The sequence below is a fragment of the Actinomyces sp. HMT897 genome (assembly GCF_016626125.1).
Taxonomy (GTDB): Bacteria; Actinomycetota; Actinomycetes; order Actinomycetales; family Actinomycetaceae; genus Actinomyces.
This window is the reverse complement of the sequence record NZ_CP067336.1, coordinates 2895489-2915175: the sequence shown is the minus strand read 5'-3', so window position 1 is coordinate 2915175 and position 19687 is coordinate 2895489. Positions and strand designations below refer to the sequence as shown.

The window sequence follows — 19687 nt, the reverse complement described above, 5'->3', positions numbered from 1 at the left end:
CGGCCTCACGAGCAGTCTCCCTCAGCAGGGATACCGGCCCGCAGACGACCAGGCACCCGCCTCCCGGACAGGACAGGCGAATGCGCAGCTCGTTGAGCACGTGGAGATTCTCCGTGAGGTAGCGCTCCTCCGCCCAGAGATCCAACCAGAGGACGCCCGGCATCGGCAGCTTGCGTCGGAGCCAGTCAGCAGATCCCTCTGCCTCACGTGGCGTCCACTGCTCACGGTTCCTACGACACCACAAGGCAGTCCTATTCCTTAGGTCATCAGACTGGTCCCGAGACTGAGCGGCAATAAACACAACCGTAGGCTCGTGCCTGGTCCACTCCAGGTGGTGACGCAAGTCCGACCAGGCCTGGTCAGCACTGACCGCCTCGGAAGATTCCTGAGACGGCATATCACGCCTCGTCCAGGAGCTTGTCCAGAAGAGGATGGACGCCGTACCAGTCAACCACCCCGTTACGATAGCACAGGACATACCCAAGGGCCTGAAGCGTCCACGCCTCGGAGGTTCGCTCACGCGGCACCCGTAGTTGTCCGGTCTGACGTACTGTTCGCAGAATGTCCCACTGCTCCTCCGTGAGCCCCGCGGCCGCGTATGAACGTTGCTGACGCTCTACCTGGTCAATATCCCCCGTGCTCACCGGAAGCGCACCGTCCTTCAGCAGAAGCGCGGACACCAGACGGAAGAGCTCGCGAAACAAGCCGCCTGAGGCTCGTATAACCCGGTCGGCCTGGTCTCCCAGGAGCCGCTTCAGGTCACCATCCGGGGCACGCCTGACCAGTACCTGACGCAGGAGGTCCATCCCCTCCCGGCAGTCACCTCCACTACGCTCCTGAACCTTGACATTGAGGACGGGCCAGATCTGCCCCTCCCACCCTGTGGGCTTAGCATAGATTGGGACCGTGTAAATCACGTGCATACCGGGTAGCGCCAGCTCTGAGGAGTAGGTCGAGAAGACCGACTCGACGGAGTCGCGAACCTCGTTGAAGACCGCCGCCCTCCCACGATAGTGGTCAATAGAGTCAACAATAAAGACAGGGGTCTTCCCGGAGGGCATGGCCGCGACCACCCCCTGGAAGAAGGTATGCATCTCCTTCTTGAATGCCTTCCGATTGGACTCCAGGGCCTTGGCGACCCGGGCCCGGAAGCTCTCGTCGTCGCGCAGGGTGGCCTTAATGTCGAGACCGACCGGACCCGCCGACGCCGCCGCATCAGCCTCCCCCCTGATGTCAAGGCGGTCAAGGAAGGTCTTCATCCGCGCGACGAGCCTCTGCCGTGGGACAGCAGCCTCCTCGCAGTTGTCGACAAAACCTGCCGCGAGCGCGATAAGAAGAGAACCGCCGTCAAGGGGGAGCTCCGTATTGAGGTAGTCCTCAATATCCATGTACACGGGGACGTAGGCGTCACGGTCGAGGTCGCGTCGCAGGCGCATGAGCTCGGTGGTCTTACCGGCTCCGCGGTAGCCTGACAGCAGTTGTACCGAGCCCCCGACAGTGAAGTCAATGGCCGTCGCCATCTCCTTGACCAGGTCTGGTCCGGCAGGGCCGTCGTCGTGCGCGTAGACGGGCACGTAGTACCGCTCGAACTGCTCCTCCTCGGTCATCATGTGAGCTCCCTGATGGAGGTTGACGGCACGATAGAAGGCCTTGCGGTACTCCCGGTCGGTAACACCCATGGCGAGGATTCTACCAGTGCGATCTGCACCTCACCCGGGTGCTTCCCCGGCAGGTGCGGGGAGTCCCCGGGGGTGCGGGCCCGGGGAGGGGCGGCGTCGGCAGTGTGGCGCCGAGCCCGCGGCGCCGTCCCTCCCCGGGCGGTCAGTGGCGGCGGGCGCTACGAGGCCGGGAGCCGCGGGTCAGGGGCCACACGTAGGCGGTGACGAACAGGGCGATACCCACCGGCAGGGCGACAATGCCGATGGTGACGTGGAAGATGGCAAACGCCAGGGCGGTAGCAACCAGGCCGACGACGCTGCCGGCGGCCACGCCCTCGGCAATGGCGCGCTGAAGAGCGAGCTCACGGCAGCCGCGGACGGTACGGGGGTCAATGGTGGACTCGAGGGAGGACAGTGTGGCGCTCATGACGCCAGTATGTCCAGGGCCGCCCCGCCCCTGACAGCCCCAAAGGGAGGATTTCATCCCGGAGATGTCTCCTCCTCAAGGAGTAGGGGAGATCCCTGAGGTCATCCCTGAGTCTCACCCACCCCCGCCGGCCCTGTGGTGGGGAGGGCCGCCCCGTCGGAGGCCTCCGGCCCGCTCCCGGGACGGCACACGTCACCCCCGAGGTCGGCAGGGTAACCCTACCCCTCCAGGGCCAGCAGGTCCTCCACGGTCTCGGGCCGCAGGACCCAACCGGAACGCCCCTCGCGCACCCAGCGCACACCGGGGCGGGTGAAGAGGTTGTAGTTGGAGGCCATGGAGCGCCCGTAGGCCCCCGTGGCGGGTACGGCCAGCACATCGCCGACGGCCAGGTCGGCGGGCAGGTCCACGTCCCGTACCACGACGTCGCCGGACTCGCAGTGCTTGCCCACCACGCGGCAGCGCACCAGGCCGGCTGCCGGGTCGGGGCGGCGGCTGGCGAGCAGCGCGGTGTAGGCGGCCCCGTACAGGGCGGGGCGGATATTGTCGCTCATGCCCCCGTCGATACTGACGTAGAGCCGGCAGGTCCCCTCCCCCAGCTCGACGCGCTTGAGCCCGGTGACGGTGTAGAACGTGACCTGGCTGGGGCCCGCGACGCACCGGCCCGGCTCCACCGAGACGCGGGGGGGCTCGTCGCCCAGCTCGGCGCAGGTGGTGCGCACGGCCTCGGCCAGGGCGCGGGCCACCTCGGCCGCCGTGGGGGCCACCGGGTCGGCGCCGGTGTAGGCGATGCCGTAGCCGCCGCCCAGGTCGATCTCCGGGCACAGGCAGCCGCCCTCCGCGGCGACCTCGTGACGCAGGCGCAGCACCACCTCGACCGCCTTGCGGAAGCCCGCCAGGTCCATGATCTGGGAGCCGATGTGGGAGTGCAGGCCGGTCAGGGTGAGCTCCTCGGCGGCCAGGACGGCGTCAATGACGCGGCGGGCGGCGCCGGTGGCCACCGACAGGCCGAACTTCTGGTCCTCGTGGGCGGTGGCGACGTACTCGTGCCCCCCGGCGTGGATGCCGGTGGTCAGACGCACCATGACCCCGGCGCGCTCCCCCGCCCCGAGGTCGCCGCTGCTCCTGAGCCGGCGCACGGCGGCGACGGCGTGGCCGACCTCCTCGGCGGAGTCAATGACCAGGTGGCCCACGCGGTGGCGCACGGCTGAGGCCACCTCCTGGGCGGTCTTGCCGTTGCCGTGCAGCCCCAGGCGCCGGGCCGCCGTGGCGGCCTGCGGGCCGTCGACCTGCACCAGGGCCTTGAGGCCCACGGCCAGCTCGACGCGCGAGGCGGTGTCAATGCCCATGCCCTCTTCAAGGACCATCCGGGCCACCGAGGTGGTCAGGAAGGCCTTGCCGGCGTAGAAGGCCTCACCGCCCCTCATGCCGTACCCCTCCCAGAACTCCTCGGCCATGGCGGCGCTCCAGGTGGCGGCGCGGCCCCGGAAGTCGGCCTCGTCCAGGACGAAGACGGGGGTGGAGGCCTGCTCCAGGAGCGTTGAGACGCCCAGGCCCCCCAGGGCGAGCTCGCCGGAGGCGGTACGCCGTACCGTCGTGGGCCACAGGTCGGGGCGCTCGGAGGGCTCGGGGCAGACCAGGGCGCCCAGGGGCGCCTCCCCGGCGGGGACACGGCTGGCGGAGTCGGGGGCGGTCACGGCGCTCACATCCTCTCCGGGGCGCTGACGCCCAGCAGGCCCAGCCCGTTGGCCAGGACCTGCCCGACGGCGTCGTTGAGCCACAGGCGGGCCACGTGCCCGGGGCCCACGGGGTCGTCGCCACGCGGGGTGACGCGGGTGACCCCGTACCAGGCGTGGTAGGAGGCGGCCAGCTGCTCCAGGTAGCGGGCCAGGCGGTGCTGCTCGCGCAGGGCGGCGGCCTGGGCCACGGTGGCGGGGAACTGGGCCAGGGCGCCCAGCAGGGCGGCATCGGCCGGGTCGTCCAGGGCGGCGGGCTCGAAGACGGCCTGCTCGGGGTCCCGGCTCACCCCGTGCTCGGCGGCGTTACGGGCCACGGAGCGGGTGCGGGCGTGGGCGTACTGGACGTAGTAGACGGGGTTGTCGTTGGAGGTGGAGGCCAGCAGGTCCAGGTCGATGTCGATCATGGAGTCCATGGAGGAGCGGGCCAGGGCGTAGCGGGCGGCGTCCACGCCCACGGCGTCCACCAGGTCCTCCAGGGTGACAATGGTGCCGGCGCGCTTGGACATGCGTACCGGGGCGCCGTCACGTACCAGGTTGACGAGCTGGCCGATAATGATCTGCATATTGACGCCGGGGATGTCCCCGAAGGCGGCGCACATGGCCATCATGCGACCGACGTAGCCGTGGTGGTCCGCGCCCAGCAGGTAGACGGCGCAGTCGGCGCCGCGCTCACGCTTGTCCAGGTAGTAGGCCAGGTCGGCGGCGAAGTAGGCGGCCTCGCCGTCGGACTTGATCAGGACGCGGTCCTTGTCGTCCCCGAAGTCGGTGGTGCGCAGCCAGGTGGCGCCGTCGGCCTGGAAGATGACGCCGCGCTCACGCAGGCGGTCAATGGCCCGCTCCACGGCCCCGGAGGTGTGCAGGGAGTCCTCGTGGAAGAAGACGTCGAAGTCGGAGCGGAAGGCGTGCAGCTCGGCCTTGACGGCGGCGAACATGAGGTCCACGCCCCGGGCGCGGAAGACCTCGACGGCCTCGGCCTCGGGCAGGGTGGCGGGGTCGGGGCGCCCGGCGGCCAGCTCACCGGCCGTGACCTCCTGGGCGGTCTCGGCGATGTAGTCGCCGCCGTAGCCGTCCTCGGGGGTGGCCTGGCCGCGGGCGCTGGCCAGCAGGGAGGCGGCGAAGCGGTCGATCTGGGTGCCGTGGTCGTTGAAGTAGTACTCGCGGGTCACGGCGGCCCCGCAGGCGGACAGGATCCGGGCCAGGGAGTCGCCGACGGCGGCCCACCGGGCCCCGCCCAGGTGCACCGGCCCGGTGGGGTTGGCCGAGACGTACTCGAGGTTGACGTGCTGGCTGGCCAGGGTCTCGTTGCGCCCGTAGGCCTCCCCCGCCTCCACAATGGTGCGGGCCAGCTCGCCGGCGCTGGCCGCATCCAGGCGGACGTTGAGGAACCCGGGTCCGGCCACCTCCACCGAGGCGATGCCGTCAACGGCCTCCAGGCCGGTGGCGAGGACCCCGGCCAGGGCGCGCGGGCTGGTCCCGGCCTTCTTGGCCAGCTGCATGGCGACGTTGGTGGCCCAGTCGCCGTGGTCGCGGTTGCGGGGTCGCTCCACGTGGGGTACGGGAATCTCCCCGTCCAGGGCGATCTGCCCGGAGGCGACGGCGGAGACGAGGACGGAGCGGATCGCTGCGGCAAGCTCTTCTGGGGTCACGGGCACAGGCTACCGGATGGCCGCGGACGGCCCCACGCGAGATCCTGACGCCCTGCGCTACCTCGAGGTGGGCGTTAGCGTCGACGGCACCGGGCGGCGCACCATCTTCCACGCCATGGAGGTCACTGACCTCTACCGCCACCTCGTCCCGCCCAGCGAACGCTGACAGTCCTACCCAACACACGTCAGACGCACCCCGCCGGGGCACGTCTGACCCGCTCCCGCGGTACCCCGCACACAGAGCGGCCACAAAGCAGCCAACGAGATGATCAAGAGATGACAGACATGGACAGCACCCGCCAGTTCACCGCCGCCGAGCAGGCCTACTACAGCCAGCTTGACGAGGACGTCACCACCGGTCGTATCGGCACCGTCCGGCGCGGCACCCCCCGCGACGGCTCGCGCATCAGCGATGACGAGCTCGACGCCATCCTGCGTGGTCGTCCCGGCCTCGGCCGGGACCACGCCACCGGCACCGGCCGCTCCCCGCGCCGCCAGGTGCGTCTGCCCGAGTCCACCAACGACGCCCTGGACGCCTACGTCCGCGAACACAACACCACCGCCAGCGCGGTCATCCGCGACGCCGTCGAGGCCTACCTGGCCACCACGGGCCCGGTTGGGTGACCCCACCGAACCGCCCGGCCCGCGTGCGACGTCATGGTCAGGGCCCTGAGCCGTGGCCTCATACCCAGGGCGTCCACCAGTGGCCTGCCCCTCGGTGCGCGGGCACGAGGAAGGCCCCGCCACGGGTGGCGGGGCCTTGGCCAGGGTGGTGTGGTGCCCCGGACAGGATTCGAACCTGCGACCTTCTGCTCCGGAGGCAGACGCTCTATCCACTGAGCTACCGGGGCCCGCGGAGCACTGTACCAGGCTCCGGCCGAGTGTGGAAACGGGACCGGCAGCACCGGGGCCGGGAGGTCCCCGCTGAGGCAGGACCACCCGGCCCCCACCGGAGCACGCCCGGCCGGGCCCGGCCCGCCGGGCCAGGAGCCCGGCCGCGGCCCCGTGCCGGGCGCCCGTACCAGCACGCGGCCGGCCACCGGCTCACACCGACGCTGTCGTCTTCCTCACGTCTCTAGGGCCAGACGGCGGGCGGGGGCACCGGGGCGGGTGACCAGCGTGACGGCCCGCGCCGCAGTCTCGGGGAACTCCCGGGCGTAGGCGCTCAGCCAGCGCCCGGCGAACGCCTGGGACCCGGCGGTGGGCACCAGCGCCCACACCGAGCCCCCGAACCCCGCACCGAAGGCGGAGGCGGCCACGGCCCCCTGCCGACGGGCCAGGCGCGCCAGGGCGCGGGTCTGCGGCACCTGGTTGTCCAGGCCCTCGTCCGTCCACTTCTGGGACAGGTCCACCAGCTCGCCGAAGGTCTCCATGTCCCCGGCCGCCAGGGCGTCCCCGGCCTGCCCGACGATCTGCTCGGACTCGGTCAGGAACTGCTCGAACCGCTGGGGCAGGTAGTCGTGACCGGCCACGACTTGGCGTATGCGCTCGGGGGCGTCGGTGCCGGAGCGCACGGCGTCGGCCAGGTAGACGTCCTGGCGGCCGGTGGCCTGGTTCCACAGCGCCACGATCTCCCGGGTGGACAGGGAGGCGCGGTTGTACAGGTCCCGGGCACGGCCGCTCTTCTCGGCCAGGACCCCGGAGACGGCGATGACGAAGGAGTGGTCCTCAGGGAAGGGGACCTCGCGCTCCAGGCGGGTGGGGCAGAAGGAGTACTGGCTGAGCCTGCCGGCGTGGCAGCACATCATGCCCGTGTGGTCCTCGCTGCCGCCGAAGGTCCCCACCCCCTGCTCCCCGGGCAGCGTGCCGAAGGTCTGCCCGTTCTCGATACAGGCCATGAAGTGGGCGAGCTCCTCGGTGGTGTGCACGTTCTGCCTGAAGACGGGCAGGGACTCGATGCCGGAGAGGTCCATGAGGACGTGCGCCAGGCCCACGATCATCGCCGAGGAGGAGGACATGCCCGAGGCCAGGGGCAGGTTCGTGGAGACCGTGACCTCGGCGCCGCGCAGGACGTCCCCGAAGTTCTTGCGCAGCCGGGCGCAGACGGCGGCCGGGTACCCGGCCCAGTGGCCCTGCCAGTCCCGGGTGTCCCCGTCGTAGGGGATCTCCACGGTCTGGCCGATGACCTCGCTGGTCACCCGCAGCACGGGCGGGTCGATGACGCGGCCGGTGAAGGTGATGCCGTGGGAGGCGGCCGCCAGCAGGGAGCGGCCCCCGGCGTAGTCGGTGTGCTTGCCCAGGACCTCAATGCGTCCGGGGACGAACCAGGTCACGGCCGTGGCGGGGGAGCTCAGGGGTCCCTGGAGGGAGCCCGGGGCCGCGTCGGCGCCCTGGAGGCGGGGGACGGCCGTCCCCGGGGTCGGGGTGCTCAGCAGCGGGGTCACAGCGAGACCTCCACGCCCTCCAGGGCGGCCCGCACCGAGGCGATGTCGTCCCGGCGCGACAGGTCCAGCACGCCCGCCGCCACCGGCACGACCTGGTACTCGGTGCCCCGGGAGCGGTCCAGGCGGACGGCGTCGGTGATCTCGTACTCCCCGCGCGCCGAGGGGGTGACGTCCCGGCAGGCGGCGAAGATCCCGGGGGTGAACAGCCAGGCGTTCATGGACAGCGGGGCCTGGGGGCCCAGGGACGCGAGCTGGTCGGCGGTGGGCTTCTCCACGATGTCACGCATGAGGAGGCGCCCCTGCTCGTCACGCTCCTGCTCCAGGACCGCGAAGGCCGCGATGCGGTCGGGCGGGATGTTGGACCGCGCCAGCAGCGCCTGGCGGTCAAAGCCGATGAGCCCGGCGCCGGGCAGGGCCACGAGCTGGCGCAGGGCCTGTACCGGGTAGTAGTTGTCCGAGTTAATGACGACCACGCGGTCGCCGGCGGCGAAGTCCTTCGCGGCGGCGACCGCGTCGGCCGTGCCCAGGGGCTCGGCCTGGACGGCGTAGGAGACGGTGACACGGGCCAGCTCGCCGCTGGCGGCCAGGGAGTCGAAGTGCTCCCGGAACATGGTGTGCTCCGGGCCGATGACCAGGCAGATCCGGGTGATGCCGGCGTCGGCCAGGGCGGAGACGACGTAGTCCAGGAAGGGGCGTCCGACGTCGATCATGCCCTTGGCGCCGGCCTCGACGGCGGCGTCGGTGACGGCGGGGGCGCCCGCCGAGGACGGGGAGGCGGCGCGCATACGGGTACCCAGGCCGCGCGCGAGGACAACGGCCTTGGTGACAGGTAGGGGGGCGGAGGGGGCAGAGCCTGCGGTCGTCGAAGACATGTGCACCATCTTATGCGATCGAGACACGATTCGCGCACATTCGATCACATCGCCATGCCCCCTCACGCCCCCCAGATTGTGACATAAGTCCTGATAGAGAATATGGCTAGACGAGGCTAGCCTAAATGGTGGTCCTGCCTCCGATCGAGGCGGTGCCCGTATCCCCACACCATCTGTCACGCTCGAAGGAGCCTTATGATTACCCGCCGTTCTCTCCTCTCACTGGGTGCCGTCGGTACCGCCGGGATCCTGACCGCCTGCTCCTCCGACAAGCCGTCCGACAGCTCCGCCTCCGGCGCCCCGGAGACCGCCTCCGGCGCCGCGGACTCCACGTCCGCCTCGCAGGGCGCCTCCTCCGGCGCCCCCGCCTTCCCGGTGACCGTGACCCACGGCAAGGGCGAGATGACCTTCCAGTCCGCCCCGAGCAAGGTCGTCGTCCTGGACATCACCACCATGGACACCCTGGTGGCCCTGGGCGTGGCCGACCACGTCGTGGGCATTGTGCGCAACGGCGAGACCCTGCCCACCGACCTGGGCGACCACTACTCCAAGGCCACCGTCGTGGGCAACCTCCAGGAGCCCGACCAGGAGAAGATCGCCTCCCTGGACCCCGACCTGGTCATCGTGGGAGGACGCTCGGCCAAGACCTACGACTCCGTGGCCGCCGCCTTCGAGGGCAAGACCATCCTGATCCCCGGGGACCGCTCCACCTCCTTCGAGGAGCGTCTCACCACCACCACCGACCTCATGAGCAAGATCTTCGGGGCCGCCGACGCCGCCGCCAAGGCCCTGGAGACCTACAACAAGGACGTCGAGCGCGTCAAGGCCAAGGGCACCACCGTCGGCAAGGGCCTGGTCCTCATGACCTCCGGCGGCAAGGTCACCGCCTTCGGCAAGGGCTCGCGCTTCGGCATTATCCACGACCAGCTGGGGATCGCCCCCGCCATCGAGGACGTCGAGGCCGCTACCCACGGGGAGTCCATCTCCTTTGAGCTCATTAGCCAGTCCAACCCCGACTGGCTGTTCGTGGTCGACCGCGACGCCGCCATCGGCGACAGCGGCCAGGCCGCCAAGGAGGTGCTCAACACCGACCTGGTCACCGCCACCACCGCCTGGACCAAGAACCAGGTGGCCTACCTCGACGGCCAGCGCTGGTACATCATCGGCGCCGGGCTCCACAACGCCCCCGCCATGGTGGACGAGGTCGGCAAAGCCATCGGCGCATGACCGCCTCCCCCGCCACCCCGGCCCGGGACGACGTGCCCGCCACGTCCCCCGGGCCGGGGCCCGTCCCCCCGTCCGCCCCCACCCGGCCCGCGTCGCCGGGGCAGGAGCCCGCGGTAGCGGGGACCGCCTCCCGAGGGGGCTCCCAGGTGCTGATCCGCCTCCTGGTCGCCCTGGTGGTGCTGGTGGGCCTGTCCCTGGTCACCGGCGTGGTCACCCTGAACCCGGTCAAGCTGCTCCTGGGCAGGCTGGGGCCCCAGGACACCACGCTCCTGGTCGAGTCCCGGATCCCCCGCACCGCCGCCGCCGCCCTGGCCGGGGCCGCCATGGCCACCGCCGGGGCCCTCATGCAGCTGCTGGTGCGCAACCGCTTCGTGGCCCCCTCCACCACCGGGACCGTGCAGTTCGCCACCGCCGGCATCCTGGCCGCGACCGTCCTGGCGCCCTCCGCCAGCATGACCGCCAAGATGGGTGCCGGGGCGGCGAGCGCCGCCGTGGGCTCGGCCCTGTTCCTGTGGCTGCTGCGCCGTCTGCCCGTGCACCGCCCCAACGACGTCCTGGTACCCCTGGTAGGCATTATGCTCGCCGGCGTCGTCGAGGCCGCTACCACCTTCGTGGCCTGGCGCCTGGACCTCATGCAGACCCTGGGGGCCTGGACCAGCGGCGACCTCTCCGGCAAGGTCGCCGGACGCTACGAGCTCCTGTGGGGGGTGGGGGTCATGACCCTGGTGGCCTGGTTCGCCGCGGACCGCTTCACCGTGGCCGGGCTGGGGCGGGACCGGGCCGTGGGCCTGGGCCTGGCCTACGACCGCACAATGGCCCTGGGCATGGTGATCGTCTCCCTGACCAGCGCGGTCACGGTGGTGGTGGTCGGCTCCCTGCCCTTCCTGGGCCTGGTGGTGCCCAATATGGTCTCCCTGGTGGCGGGGGACAGCCTGCGCCGCTCCCTGCCGTGGATGGCCGTCGGCGGCGCCGTCATGGTCCTGGCCTGCGACGTCCTGGGGCGCCTGGTCAACCGCCCCTACGAGATCTCCGTGGGGCTCGTCATGGGTGTGGTCGGCTCCCTCCTCTTCCTCATCATGCTGCTCAGGAGCACCCGATGACCGCCCGTCCCGCCGTGCGCCTGGCGCTCCTGACCCTCCTGGCGGCCCTCGCCGTGGCCGCCTTCCTCCTGGTGGGCTCCCCCAACCCCTCCCTCACGCTCCGCTTCCGCCTGCCGACCCTGGCCGCCCTGGGGATCGTGGGGTGGGCCGTGGCGGTGTCCACCGTCGTCTTCCAGACCGTGACCGGCAACCGCATCCTGACGCCCTCGATCATGGGGCTGGACGCCCTGTACGCCATGGTCCAGACCCTCGTGGTGCTCGTCCTGGGTGGTGCCGCCCTGGCCTGGATCCCCTCCCTGGCCCAGTTCGCCCTGACGACCCTGGTCATGGTCGTCGTCTCCGTGCTCCTCGTCAGCACGCTGCTGGGCAGCGGCCGGGAGATCCACGTCCTGGTCCTGGCAGGCGTCATCCTGGGCACCCTCCTGCGCTCGGTGGTCGTCTTCATCCAGCGCCTGCTGGACCCCAACGAGTACCTCATCCTCCAGTCCCGGCTCTTCGCCTCCTTCAGCAACGTGAGCACGGACCTGCTGTGGGCCGGCGGCGCCGTGGTGGCACTGACCTCCCTGGCCCTGTGGCACCGGCGGCACGTGCTGGACGTGCTGCTCCTGGGCCGCCCCCTGGCCGCCTCCCTGGGGGTGGACGTGGACCGCCAGACGCGCCTCGTCCTGGTCCTGGCGGCGGTCCTGGTGTCGGTGTCCACCGCCATGGTCGGCCCGATCACCTTCCTGGGGCTGCTCGTGGCCCACCTGGGATACCGCCTGGCGGGGACCTACCACCACGGTGTCACCCTGCCCGCGTCCGCCCTGTGCGCGGTCCTCACCCTGGTAGGGGGCCAGACCGTGCTCCAGCACGTCCTGAAGTGGTCCACCGTCCTGTCCGTCATCGTCGAGCTCCTCGGGGGGCTCCTGCTCATTACCCTCCTCGTGCGGGAAGGAAGGCACTCGTGATCTCCATCGACCAGGTCTCCAAGTCCTACGGAAGCTCCCTGGTCCTCGACGACATTACCGTGGACCTGCCCGCGGGCGGCGTCACCTGCCTCATCGGCCCCAACGGGGCGGGCAAGTCCACGCTGCTGTCCATTATCGCCCGCCTGCTGGGGGCCGACGCCGGGACCGTGACGGTCGGCGGCCTGGACGTCAGCCGCACCGACACCCGCGAGCTCGCCCGCACCATGGCCGTGCTGCGCCAGGACAACCAGCTCACGGTCCGCCTGACCGTGCGTGACCTGGTGTCCTTCGGCCGGTTCCCCCACAACGGGGGACGGCCCACCGAGGCGGACCACAGGGCGGTGGAGAAGGCCATCGAGTGGATGGACCTGGAGGCCCTGGCCACCCGCCGCCTGGACCAGATGAGCGGGGGGCAGCGTCAGCGGGCCTTCGTGGCCATGGTGCTGGCCCAGGACACGCCCTACGTCCTCCTGGACGAGCCCCTCAACAACCTGGACATGACCCACGCCACGCAGATGATGCGCCGTCTGCGCGCGGCCGCCGACGAGCTGGGCAGGACCGTGGTCCTGGTCCTGCACGACGTCAACTACGCCTCCGTGTGGGCCGACTCCATCCTGGCCCTGCGCCACGGGCGGGTGGCCGCCCACGGCACACCCGCGCAGATTATGACCACCCCGGTGCTGGAGCAGATCTACGGCCAGGCCATAACGGTGCGCGAGTTCGACGGGCACCGCCTGGCCCTGTACTACTCCTGAGGGGCCCGCGGCGCGGGCAGGATCCTCCCCCGACGTCGGGAGGGCCGCCGGGACGGGACGGCCCTCCCGGCACCTCAGTGCAGCTGGTAGTAGTCCTGGACGGTGTCCACCAGGCGCTGGGCCTGCTCGGTGGTCCCGGCCTCGGCGAAGACCCTCAGGAGGGGCTCGGTGCCGGAGAAGCGGGTAATGACCCAGCTGCCGTCCGTGAACACGACCTTGCACCCGTCGGCGGTGGAGACCGTCCTGACCTCCAGGCCGAAGTCGGGCAGGTCCCGCTGGACCATAATGCGGCGGGTCAGGGGCTCCTTGACCTCGGGGTCGAACTCCAGGCTGGACTCGACCATCTCGAGACGGCCGTAGCGTGCCACGATGTCGGCGTAGATCCGGGACAGCGGCTTGGCCCGCCTGGCCACCATCTCCACCAGGAGCGCGCCCGCGTAGATGCCGTCCTTGCCGGCGATGTGGCCACGCACCGTCAGACCGCCGGAGGACTCCCCGCCCAAGACGGCGTCGTACCTGTCAATGGCGGCGGAGACCCACTTGAAGCCCACGGGGACCTCGTAGCAGGTCTCGCCGTGCTCGGCGGCCACCCGGTCCAGCAGGTGGGTGGTGGCCACGTTGCGCACCACCGGGCCGTGCCAGCCCCTGTCCTCCAGGAGGTAGTCGTAGAGCAGGACGAGGATCTGGTTGGGGTGGAGGAAGGCGCCGGTGTCGTCAATGACCCCCAGGCGGTCGGCGTCGCCGTCGGTGGCGATACCCAGGGCCGCGCCGCGCTCCAGGACCTCCTTGGCCAGGGCGAAGGTGGTGGCGCTCGACGGGCTGGGCAGGCGTCCGCCGAAGAGGGTGTCGCGGCGCTCGTGGATGGTGTCCACGTCGCAGCGCGCCGTCATGAGGATCGTCTGGAGGCAGGTGCGTGAGACCCCGAACATGGGGTCCAGGACGATCTTGAGGTGCGCGTGGCGGATCGCCTCCAGGTCCACCGCGTCCAGGATGGCGTCGATGTACCAGTTCATGGAGGTCTGGGTGGTGATGGCCCCCTGCGCCAGGGCGGTCCTGCGCTCCAGGCGCCTGACGTCGGGGGCGTGGAGGGTGTTGGCGTGCTCCTGGAGCGGGGTGGTGACCTCCACCTCGGCGTCACGGCCCCCGGCGGTGAAGATCTTCAGGCCGTTGTAGGTGGCGGGGTTGTGGGAGGCGGTCACGGCCACGCCGTAGGCGCAGCCCAGGTCACGGACCGTCCACATGATCATGGGTGTGGGGGCGGCGCGGTCGATGACGTGGGCGCGGATACCGTTGCCAGCCAGCACCTCCGCGGCCCACCAGGTGAACTCCGGGGAGAGGAACCGCTGGTCGTATCCGATGACGACGGGCCTGTCCGCCACGCCCTCGGCGTGGATACGGTCCGCCAGGGCCTGGGCCACGCGCTCGACGTTGAAGCGGGTGAAGCCGTCGGCGATGACGGCGCGCCAGCCGCCGGTTCCGAAACTGATGGGGACGATGTCAGCAGCCGTAGTCACGTGCGTCATACCTCACAAATCCTGTGCTCGCGTGGCGGTCTCCATGCGACGAGTGACCCGCAGACGGTCAGGCAGGTCACAGCGAACAGCATACATCTGATCACTCCCGACCGAAAGCTGCCTTCTCCGCTCAGCACCTGTCATTCTGGGTGCCAGCTCGCCCGGACCCCGCTGACCTAGCCGCCCAGGACCTCCTGCGCCAGGGTGGGCACGTCCGTGACCACGGCGTCCACCCCCATACGCTCCAGCCAGAGCATCTGGGCAGGGTCGTTGACCGTCCAGACATGGACCTCCAGACCCGCCTCGTGAGCGGCCGCCACGACCCTGGGCCCTACCACGACCACCCCGGACCGCCTGACAGGGACCTGGACGGCGTCAGCCCGTCCGAGCCAGGACGGCCGGACCAGGCGACGCACCACCCCGGGCCGCGGCCTCACCCACCGCCCCGTACCGGGGTCCTGGAGCAGCCCGCGCCCGCTCAGGGCACCCACCCCCACGGCACTGACCGAGCGAGACACCAGCCCGACCACCTCCGTGGTACCCAGACTGGTACGGGCCCTGGGCTCCCGACGCCGGACCTGGCACAGGCGCCGGGAGGAGAAGGAGGCGAACCGCACCCGCCGCCAGGCCCCCGCCCGGCCGACCGCCGCCAGGGCCGGGGCCACCACGGCGTCCTCCTTGAGATCCACGTTCAGGCCCAGGGAGGGGAAGGAGGCCAGGACGTCCGCCAGCCGCACCGGGGCCCGCCCGTCCCCCGCGTCCACCTCGCAGACCTCCTCCCAGGTCAGGTCGCGCAGGACCCCCTCCACCCCGGTGGTACGCACCAGGTCCGGGTCGTGCCACAGCAGGACCACCCCGTCAGCGGTGGCGCGCAGGTCCGTCTCCATCCAGGTCAGACCCGCGTCCACGGTGTGCTCCACGGCGGACCAGGTGTTCTCCGGGGCCTCAGCCGCGCCGCCGCGGTGCGCCACCACCTCCACGGGACGGGAGGAACGACGTCGTACCACGCCCCTCACAGGCAGTCCGTGGTCAGCTGGGCGGCCTTGTGCTCCACCAGCCAGGCGGCGGGGTCCACGGTGGTCTCGTCAGAGGTGTCATTGGCGGTGCGGACCTCAAAGTGCAGGTGGGGCCCCGTGGAGTAGCCGGTCGACCCCGCGCCCGCAATGAGCTGGCCCACCTTGACCTTGTCACCGACCTTGACGTAGATCCCGTCCTCGTACATGTGCAGGTAGCTCGTGTACCAGGTCTTCCCGTCGATCTCGTGCTGGATGGTCACGGTGCCGGTACCGTCCACCATGCCCGCCTCCACCACCGTGCCCGCCGCCGCCGCGTAGATGGGGGTGCCCGCAGGGGCCGACATGTCCATCCCCGCGTGGAGCTTGAGCACCCCCAGGGTGGGGTGAAGACGGTAGCCGTAGGGGGAGGAGAGGGTGTAGGTCCCCTCCACCATGGGGTAGACGAGGGAGGGCGCGGGGCTGAAGGCCGCCATCTCACCACTGGCCCCCGGGGCCGGGGCCGTACAGGTGGCCTTGGCGTTGGCGTAGGCGTCACGGATACGTGCCAGGGTGGCGGCGTCAGGCACGTTGTTCATGGAGTTGTCCGTCGAGGAGTCAATGTCCGCGTCCGACCCCAGCACGGCGGCGGCCACCGAGGAGGCCCGCGCGCTGGCACGCGCCTGGGCCGGGCCCACGGTGGTGGCCGAGGCCCCCAGCCCCGAGTAGCTGGTCAGGGGGGCCACCACCGTCACCGCGGCCAGGGCCGCCAGGATGCCGGTGCGGGCCAGGGTCCCCATACCGGTCCGGCGGTGCTCACGCAGCCAGGCGATGTCCGCCTCACGCTGGCGGGCGTCCCGGGCGCTCGCGGCGCCGAGACGGTCGTAGCGGCCCTCCAGGGAGGCCAGTCCGGGCGGCGGGACCTTCAGCGTGGGCTCCTGGTCCGCGCGACGGGGCGCACGGGCCGACCCCGGTGGCTGCGGGAGCGGGGCCAGGGAGCTGGTGGGACGACCGCCCGGGGGCGCCGGTGGCTCTGGGGCCACTGGCGGCTCAGGAGGCGCTGGCGGCTCGGGGGGCCCCAGGAGGTCCGGGGACGGGGCGGAGCGGAAGAGCCCGGGCGGCGGTGGCCCCGGCTCGGGCGGAGCGGACGGGGTGACGGGGTGGGGATCCTGTCCTGACGTTCTCGTCGAGGAGGGCGTCCAGGCACCGGCCTCCTGGGTGTCGGCCTGACCTGCTGCGGCCTCAGCCGCACGCTCAAGCTCACGACGCTGCCGCCGGGTGAGCGGCTGCTCGGGCTGCGTACTCACGCCTGTGGTCCCCCTCACTGCTCCTACCGAGCCGTCCGCGGACGGCTGCCCAAGGCCCTCCGCACCGCCCTGGACACCTCCTAGAGTAGCCAGGTACGCCCCGGGACGCCAGGACTCCTGCTCACACCCGCTGCAGGACCGCCGCGCCGTCCCCGCTCACGGGCGGCCACCGGGCCGGGCCCGCGGCAGGAGCGGACGACCCGCGGGCACGCCAGGCCCGGCCGGGACCGCCACGGGCCGGGTTCCACGGGCCGAGTCGCCCTAACGGCGCTGGTGGTCGTCACGCTGCATGGAGTCCTTCACCTCACCAATGAGCTCCTCCAGGATGTCCTCCAGGAAGACGACGCCGACAGTGGCACCGGTCTCGTCCTGGACCGCGCCCAGGTGCGCGCCCGAACGCTGCATGGCCGCCAGGGCGTCCTCGACCTCCTCCTGCGCGCCCACCTGGACCAGGGCCCGGGCCCGCCAGGCGGGGACCGGACGGTGACGGGCCGGGCCGTCCGCGTCCAGCACGTCCTTGAGGTGCAGGTAGCCGACAATGACCGGAGCCGCCTGCTCCTGGGGCGCCTCCTGGGGGGCGGGCGCCGACGCCGCGGGGCGGCGCACCACCGGGAAGCGGGAGAAGCCGGTCGCGGTCACCGCGGCCTCCACGTCCTGGGGGGTGCAGCCCTCGTCCAGGGTGACCAGGTGGTCCAGGGGCACCATGACGCTGCCGGCGGTCTCCTCGGAGAACTCCAGGGCACCGGTCAGCAGGCCGGAGTCGTCCTCCAGGACTCCCTCGGCGGTGGACATCTCCACGATAGAGGCCACCTCCTGGGCGGTGAAGGCGGCCGGGACCTCCTCGCGCGGCTCAATGCGCAGCATCCGCAGCTGCCAGTTGGCGTACCCGTTGAGGGCCGTAATGACCGGGCCGAACAGGCGCGAGAGCGCCACCAGGGGCGGGGCGAGCCAGCGGGCGGCGTTCTCCGGGGAGGAGATGGAGATGTTCTTGGGCACCATCTCACCGGCCACGACGTGGAGGTAGACCACCAGGAGCAGGGCGAGGACCACGGCCACGCCGTGGGCCCCGGAGGCCGACACCCCCAGGGCCCGGAGCGGGGCGGACAGGAGGTGGGCGATGGCGGGCTCGGCCACCATGCCCAGGGTGGTGGAGCACAGGGTGACGCCGAGCTGGGCGGTGGCCAGCATGCGTGAGACGTGCTCCAGGGCCCACAGGGCGGTGCGGGCACGCCTGTCACCCGCCTGGGCCAGGGGCTCCAGGGAGGCGCGCCGCGCGGAGGTGACCGCGAACTCGGCACCTACGAAGAAGGCGTTGCCCGCCAGGAGGAGCACGGTCGTGATCAGGGCTGCCACTGAGCTCACTGTCCCCTCCTGCCAGTGGTACCGGGGGCGCCCGTGTGCCCCGGGGCGCTCTCGGCGTCGTCCGGCGGGGCGGTGGGGACGATCCGCAGGCGGGTGACCCGGCGCCCCTCCATGGCCTCCACCCGCAGCACGACCTGGGCGACGCTGACCTCGTCCCCCACCTGGGGGATCCTGCCCAGCCTGGTCATGACCAGGCCGGCGAGGGTCTCGTAGGGGCCGTCGTCGGGCAGGTGGATGCGCGCGCGCGTGGCGAGCTCGTCGGGGCGCATCCAGCCCGGGACGATCCAGTCCCCGGTGTGGGTGGCGTGCGCGCTGGCACGACGGCGGTCGTGCTCGTCCGCCACATCCCCGACGATCTCCTCAATGGCGTCCTCCAGGGTCACCACCCCGGCGGTACCCCCGTACTCGTCGACGACGACGGCCATCTGGCTGCCCTGGGCGCGCAGCTCCAGCAGCAGGCTGGCCAGGGGCATGGTCTCGGGTACCCGGGGGGCGGGGGTGACCAGGGAGGAGGAGGCCGCCGAGACCTCGTGACGCCGTTCGTAGGGCACGGCCACAGCACGGCGCAGGTGGACGATACCGCGCACGTCGTCCACGTCCTGGCCGATCAGCGGGAAGCGGGAGTGGCCGGTGACGCGGGCCAGGGCGATGACGGAGGCGGCGGTGTCCTCCTCGTCCACGGTGTGCAGGCGCCCGCGGTCGGTCATGACGTCCACGGCGGTGAGCCGACCCACCCCGATGGAACGGGTCAGCAACGCGGCGGTGGACACGTCCAGGGTCCCCTCCTCAGCGCTGTGCCGCACTAGGGCGGCCAGCTCGGCGGCGCTGCGGGTGCCCGAGATCTCCTCGGCCGGGGTGATGCCCAGGCGGGTGAGGACCCAGTTCGCGGTGCCGTTGAGCGCCAGGACCACCGGCTTGGTCAGGGCGGTGAACCACTCCAGGACGGGCACCACGTAGCCGGCCGCGCGCAGGGGGTCGGCCAGGGTGGCGTTCTTGGGGACGAGCTCGCCGAAGACCATGGAGAAGGCGTTGACCACCACCAGGGCGATGGCCACCCCCGCGGTGGCGGCGGCGACCGTCCCCAGGAGAGGGCCCAGGGCCTGGCTCAGCAGGTCCGCGAGCGCGGCCTGGGCCGTGTAGCCCAGCAGGACCGTGGTCAGCGTGACCCCGGCCTGCGCCCCGGACAGCAGCAGGGACAGGCGGGACAGGGAGCCACGCAGGTGGGCGGCGCGCCGGTCCCCGCTGGCGGCCCGGGTCTCCACGGTGGCACGGTCCAGGGTGACCAGGGCGAACTCGGCGGCCACGAAGACCGCGGTGCCGGCGGTGAGCAGGACGCCCAGGAGGATCATGAGGACGTGGGTCACGGGGTGTCCCCTCCTGCGGGGGCGCCCGGGTACCGCACCGGGTGGGCGGGCGCGAGGTGGGGGCGGTCGGCGTGGGGCGTGGGGTGGCTGGCGGAGCGTCGGCGGGCTCGGCGGCGTTGTCGCATAGTACCTTGCACGTTATCACCGTCACTGCCTGACAGGCAGGAGCGACTAAGGGGGTCGCCCCACCCTCTGGGCGAACTCCGCTCCGCGCTCCGGCAGGCACCCGATGGCGCGGGTCCCGGCCGGTACCCGGCCCCTGCCGGCCGTGCGACCCAGACCTGGTATCCGCCGATGCCGCCAGCGGCGTCACCCGGTCCCTGCCGGCCGTGCGACCCAGACCTGGTATCCGCCGATGCCGCCAGCGGCGTCACCCGGTCCCCGCCGGCCGTGCGA

Annotated in this window: 17 protein-coding genes and 1 tRNA gene; 6 read left to right on the top strand and 12 right to left on the bottom strand. The window is 71.7% G+C overall.

Annotated elements, in window-relative coordinates:
- Positions 1 to 398 precede the first annotated feature (398 nt).
- From JJJ15_RS11320 to argS, 4 genes are all read right to left on the bottom strand, one after another.
- Positions 399 to 1679 carry a hypothetical protein gene (locus JJJ15_RS11320; protein WP_129591442.1) on the bottom strand — a complete coding sequence of 427 codons (1281 nt, stop codon included), beginning with the start codon at positions 1677 to 1679 and terminating at the stop codon, positions 399 to 401.
- A gap of 142 nt (positions 1680 to 1821) precedes the next feature.
- A complete protein-coding gene (locus JJJ15_RS11315; protein WP_106108732.1) occupies positions 1822 to 2085 on the bottom strand; it encodes a hypothetical protein in 264 nt (87 codons plus the stop codon).
- Positions 2086 to 2303: 218 nt separating this feature from the next.
- The gene (gene lysA / locus JJJ15_RS11310; protein ID WP_106110579.1) at positions 2304 to 3779 is read right to left on the bottom strand and encodes a diaminopimelate decarboxylase; all 1476 of its coding nucleotides are present in this window, start codon (positions 3777 to 3779) and stop codon (positions 2304 to 2306) included.
- A 5-nt stretch (positions 3780 to 3784) separates the two neighbouring features.
- The gene (gene argS / locus JJJ15_RS11305) at positions 3785 to 5467 is read right to left on the bottom strand and encodes an arginine--tRNA ligase (RefSeq protein WP_106110578.1); all 1683 of its coding nucleotides are present in this window, start codon (positions 5465 to 5467) and stop codon (positions 3785 to 3787) included.
- A 16-nt stretch (positions 5468 to 5483) separates the two neighbouring features.
- Between argS and JJJ15_RS11300 the strand changes: the two genes are divergently transcribed.
- The gene (locus tag JJJ15_RS11300) at positions 5484 to 5633 is read left to right on the top strand and encodes a hypothetical protein (RefSeq protein WP_200510799.1); all 150 of its coding nucleotides are present in this window, start codon (positions 5484 to 5486) and stop codon (positions 5631 to 5633) included.
- Between the two features lie 110 nt (positions 5634 to 5743).
- A complete protein-coding gene (locus JJJ15_RS11295; RefSeq protein WP_200510798.1) occupies positions 5744 to 6091 on the top strand; it encodes a ribbon-helix-helix domain-containing protein in 348 nt (115 codons plus the stop codon).
- 151 nt (positions 6092 to 6242) lie between these two features.
- On the opposite strand, the gene JJJ15_RS11290 is transcribed toward JJJ15_RS11295, so the two are convergent.
- The 3 genes from JJJ15_RS11290 to JJJ15_RS11280 form a co-directional block, all read right to left on the bottom strand.
- Positions 6243 to 6318 (bottom strand) — tRNA-Arg (locus tag JJJ15_RS11290).
- Positions 6319 to 6534: 216 nt separating this feature from the next.
- Positions 6535 to 7851, bottom strand: coding sequence for a galactokinase family protein (locus JJJ15_RS11285; RefSeq protein WP_246742052.1), 1317 nt, complete (start codon positions 7849 to 7851; stop codon positions 6535 to 6537).
- Positions 7848 to 8723, bottom strand: coding sequence for a sugar phosphate nucleotidyltransferase (locus JJJ15_RS11280; RefSeq protein WP_106110576.1), 876 nt, complete (start codon positions 8721 to 8723; stop codon positions 7848 to 7850). The genes JJJ15_RS11285 and JJJ15_RS11280 overlap by 4 nt, the downstream gene beginning before the upstream one ends.
- A gap of 195 nt (positions 8724 to 8918) precedes the next feature.
- Here JJJ15_RS11280 and JJJ15_RS11275 point away from each other — a divergent pair, with 195 nt between their 5' ends.
- The 4 genes from JJJ15_RS11275 to JJJ15_RS11260 are packed head-to-tail and all read left to right on the top strand — an operon-like array spanning position 8919 to position 12752.
- A complete protein-coding gene (locus tag JJJ15_RS11275; RefSeq protein WP_200510797.1) occupies positions 8919 to 9950 on the top strand; it encodes an ABC transporter substrate-binding protein in 1032 nt (343 codons plus the stop codon).
- Positions 9947 to 11050, top strand: a complete 1104-nt coding sequence (locus tag JJJ15_RS11270; protein WP_200510796.1) for an iron chelate uptake ABC transporter family permease subunit — start codon at positions 9947 to 9949, stop codon at positions 11048 to 11050. Before JJJ15_RS11275 ends, JJJ15_RS11270 begins: the two co-directional genes overlap by 4 nt.
- Complete coding sequence (locus tag JJJ15_RS11265; protein WP_106108730.1) at positions 11047 to 11997, top strand: iron chelate uptake ABC transporter family permease subunit; 951 nt, start codon at positions 11047 to 11049, stop codon at positions 11995 to 11997. The genes JJJ15_RS11270 and JJJ15_RS11265 overlap by 4 nt, the downstream gene beginning before the upstream one ends.
- Complete coding sequence (locus JJJ15_RS11260; RefSeq protein WP_106108729.1) at positions 11994 to 12752, top strand: ATP-binding cassette domain-containing protein; 759 nt, start codon at positions 11994 to 11996, stop codon at positions 12750 to 12752. The genes JJJ15_RS11265 and JJJ15_RS11260 overlap by 4 nt, the downstream gene beginning before the upstream one ends.
- 74 nt (positions 12753 to 12826) lie before the next feature.
- Here the strand turns inward: JJJ15_RS11260 and JJJ15_RS11255 are convergent, their stop codons facing one another.
- The 5 genes from JJJ15_RS11255 to JJJ15_RS11235 form a co-directional block, all read right to left on the bottom strand.
- Positions 12827 to 14275: a phosphoglucomutase/phosphomannomutase family protein gene (locus JJJ15_RS11255; protein ID WP_200510795.1), complete on the bottom strand. Its 1449-nt coding sequence runs from the start codon at positions 14273 to 14275 to the stop codon at positions 12827 to 12829.
- A 167-nt stretch (positions 14276 to 14442) separates the two neighbouring features.
- Positions 14443 to 15273, bottom strand: coding sequence for a glycerophosphodiester phosphodiesterase family protein (locus tag JJJ15_RS11250; RefSeq protein WP_246742051.1), 831 nt, complete (start codon positions 15271 to 15273; stop codon positions 14443 to 14445).
- Positions 15274 to 15278: 5 nt separating this feature from the next.
- A complete protein-coding gene (locus JJJ15_RS13285) occupies positions 15279 to 16565 on the bottom strand; it encodes a M23 family metallopeptidase (protein ID WP_246742050.1) in 1287 nt (428 codons plus the stop codon).
- A 261-nt stretch (positions 16566 to 16826) separates the two neighbouring features.
- Positions 16827 to 17927 carry a hemolysin family protein gene (locus JJJ15_RS11240; RefSeq protein WP_200510794.1) on the bottom strand — a complete coding sequence of 367 codons (1101 nt, stop codon included), beginning with the start codon at positions 17925 to 17927 and terminating at the stop codon, positions 16827 to 16829.
- Positions 17924 to 19291 carry a hemolysin family protein gene (locus JJJ15_RS11235; RefSeq protein WP_200510793.1) on the bottom strand — a complete coding sequence of 456 codons (1368 nt, stop codon included), beginning with the start codon at positions 19289 to 19291 and terminating at the stop codon, positions 17924 to 17926. The genes JJJ15_RS11240 and JJJ15_RS11235 overlap by 4 nt, the downstream gene beginning before the upstream one ends.
- Positions 19292 to 19687: the final 396 nt, after the last annotated feature.

Coding starts and splice junctions, on each gene's coding strand:
- JJJ15_RS11275 (WP_200510797.1), top strand. CDS start 8,919: ATGATTACCCGCCGTTCTCTCCTCTCACTGGGTGCCGTCGGTACCGCC.
- JJJ15_RS11255 (WP_200510795.1), bottom strand. CDS start 14,275: ATGACGCACGTGACTACGGCTGCTGACATCGTCCCCATCAGTTTCGGA.
- JJJ15_RS11300 (WP_200510799.1), top strand. CDS start 5,484: ATGGCCGCGGACGGCCCCACGCGAGATCCTGACGCCCTGCGCTACCTC.
- JJJ15_RS11295 (WP_200510798.1), top strand. CDS start 5,744: ATGACAGACATGGACAGCACCCGCCAGTTCACCGCCGCCGAGCAGGCC.
- JJJ15_RS11320 (WP_129591442.1), bottom strand. CDS start 1,679: ATGGGTGTTACCGACCGGGAGTACCGCAAGGCCTTCTATCGTGCCGTC.
- JJJ15_RS11265 (WP_106108730.1), top strand. CDS start 11,047: ATGACCGCCCGTCCCGCCGTGCGCCTGGCGCTCCTGACCCTCCTGGCG.
- JJJ15_RS11315 (WP_106108732.1), bottom strand. CDS start 2,085: ATGAGCGCCACACTGTCCTCCCTCGAGTCCACCATTGACCCCCGTACC.
- JJJ15_RS11270 (WP_200510796.1), top strand. CDS start 9,947: ATGACCGCCTCCCCCGCCACCCCGGCCCGGGACGACGTGCCCGCCACG.
- JJJ15_RS11280 (WP_106110576.1), bottom strand. CDS start 8,723: ATGTCTTCGACGACCGCAGGCTCTGCCCCCTCCGCCCCCCTACCTGTC.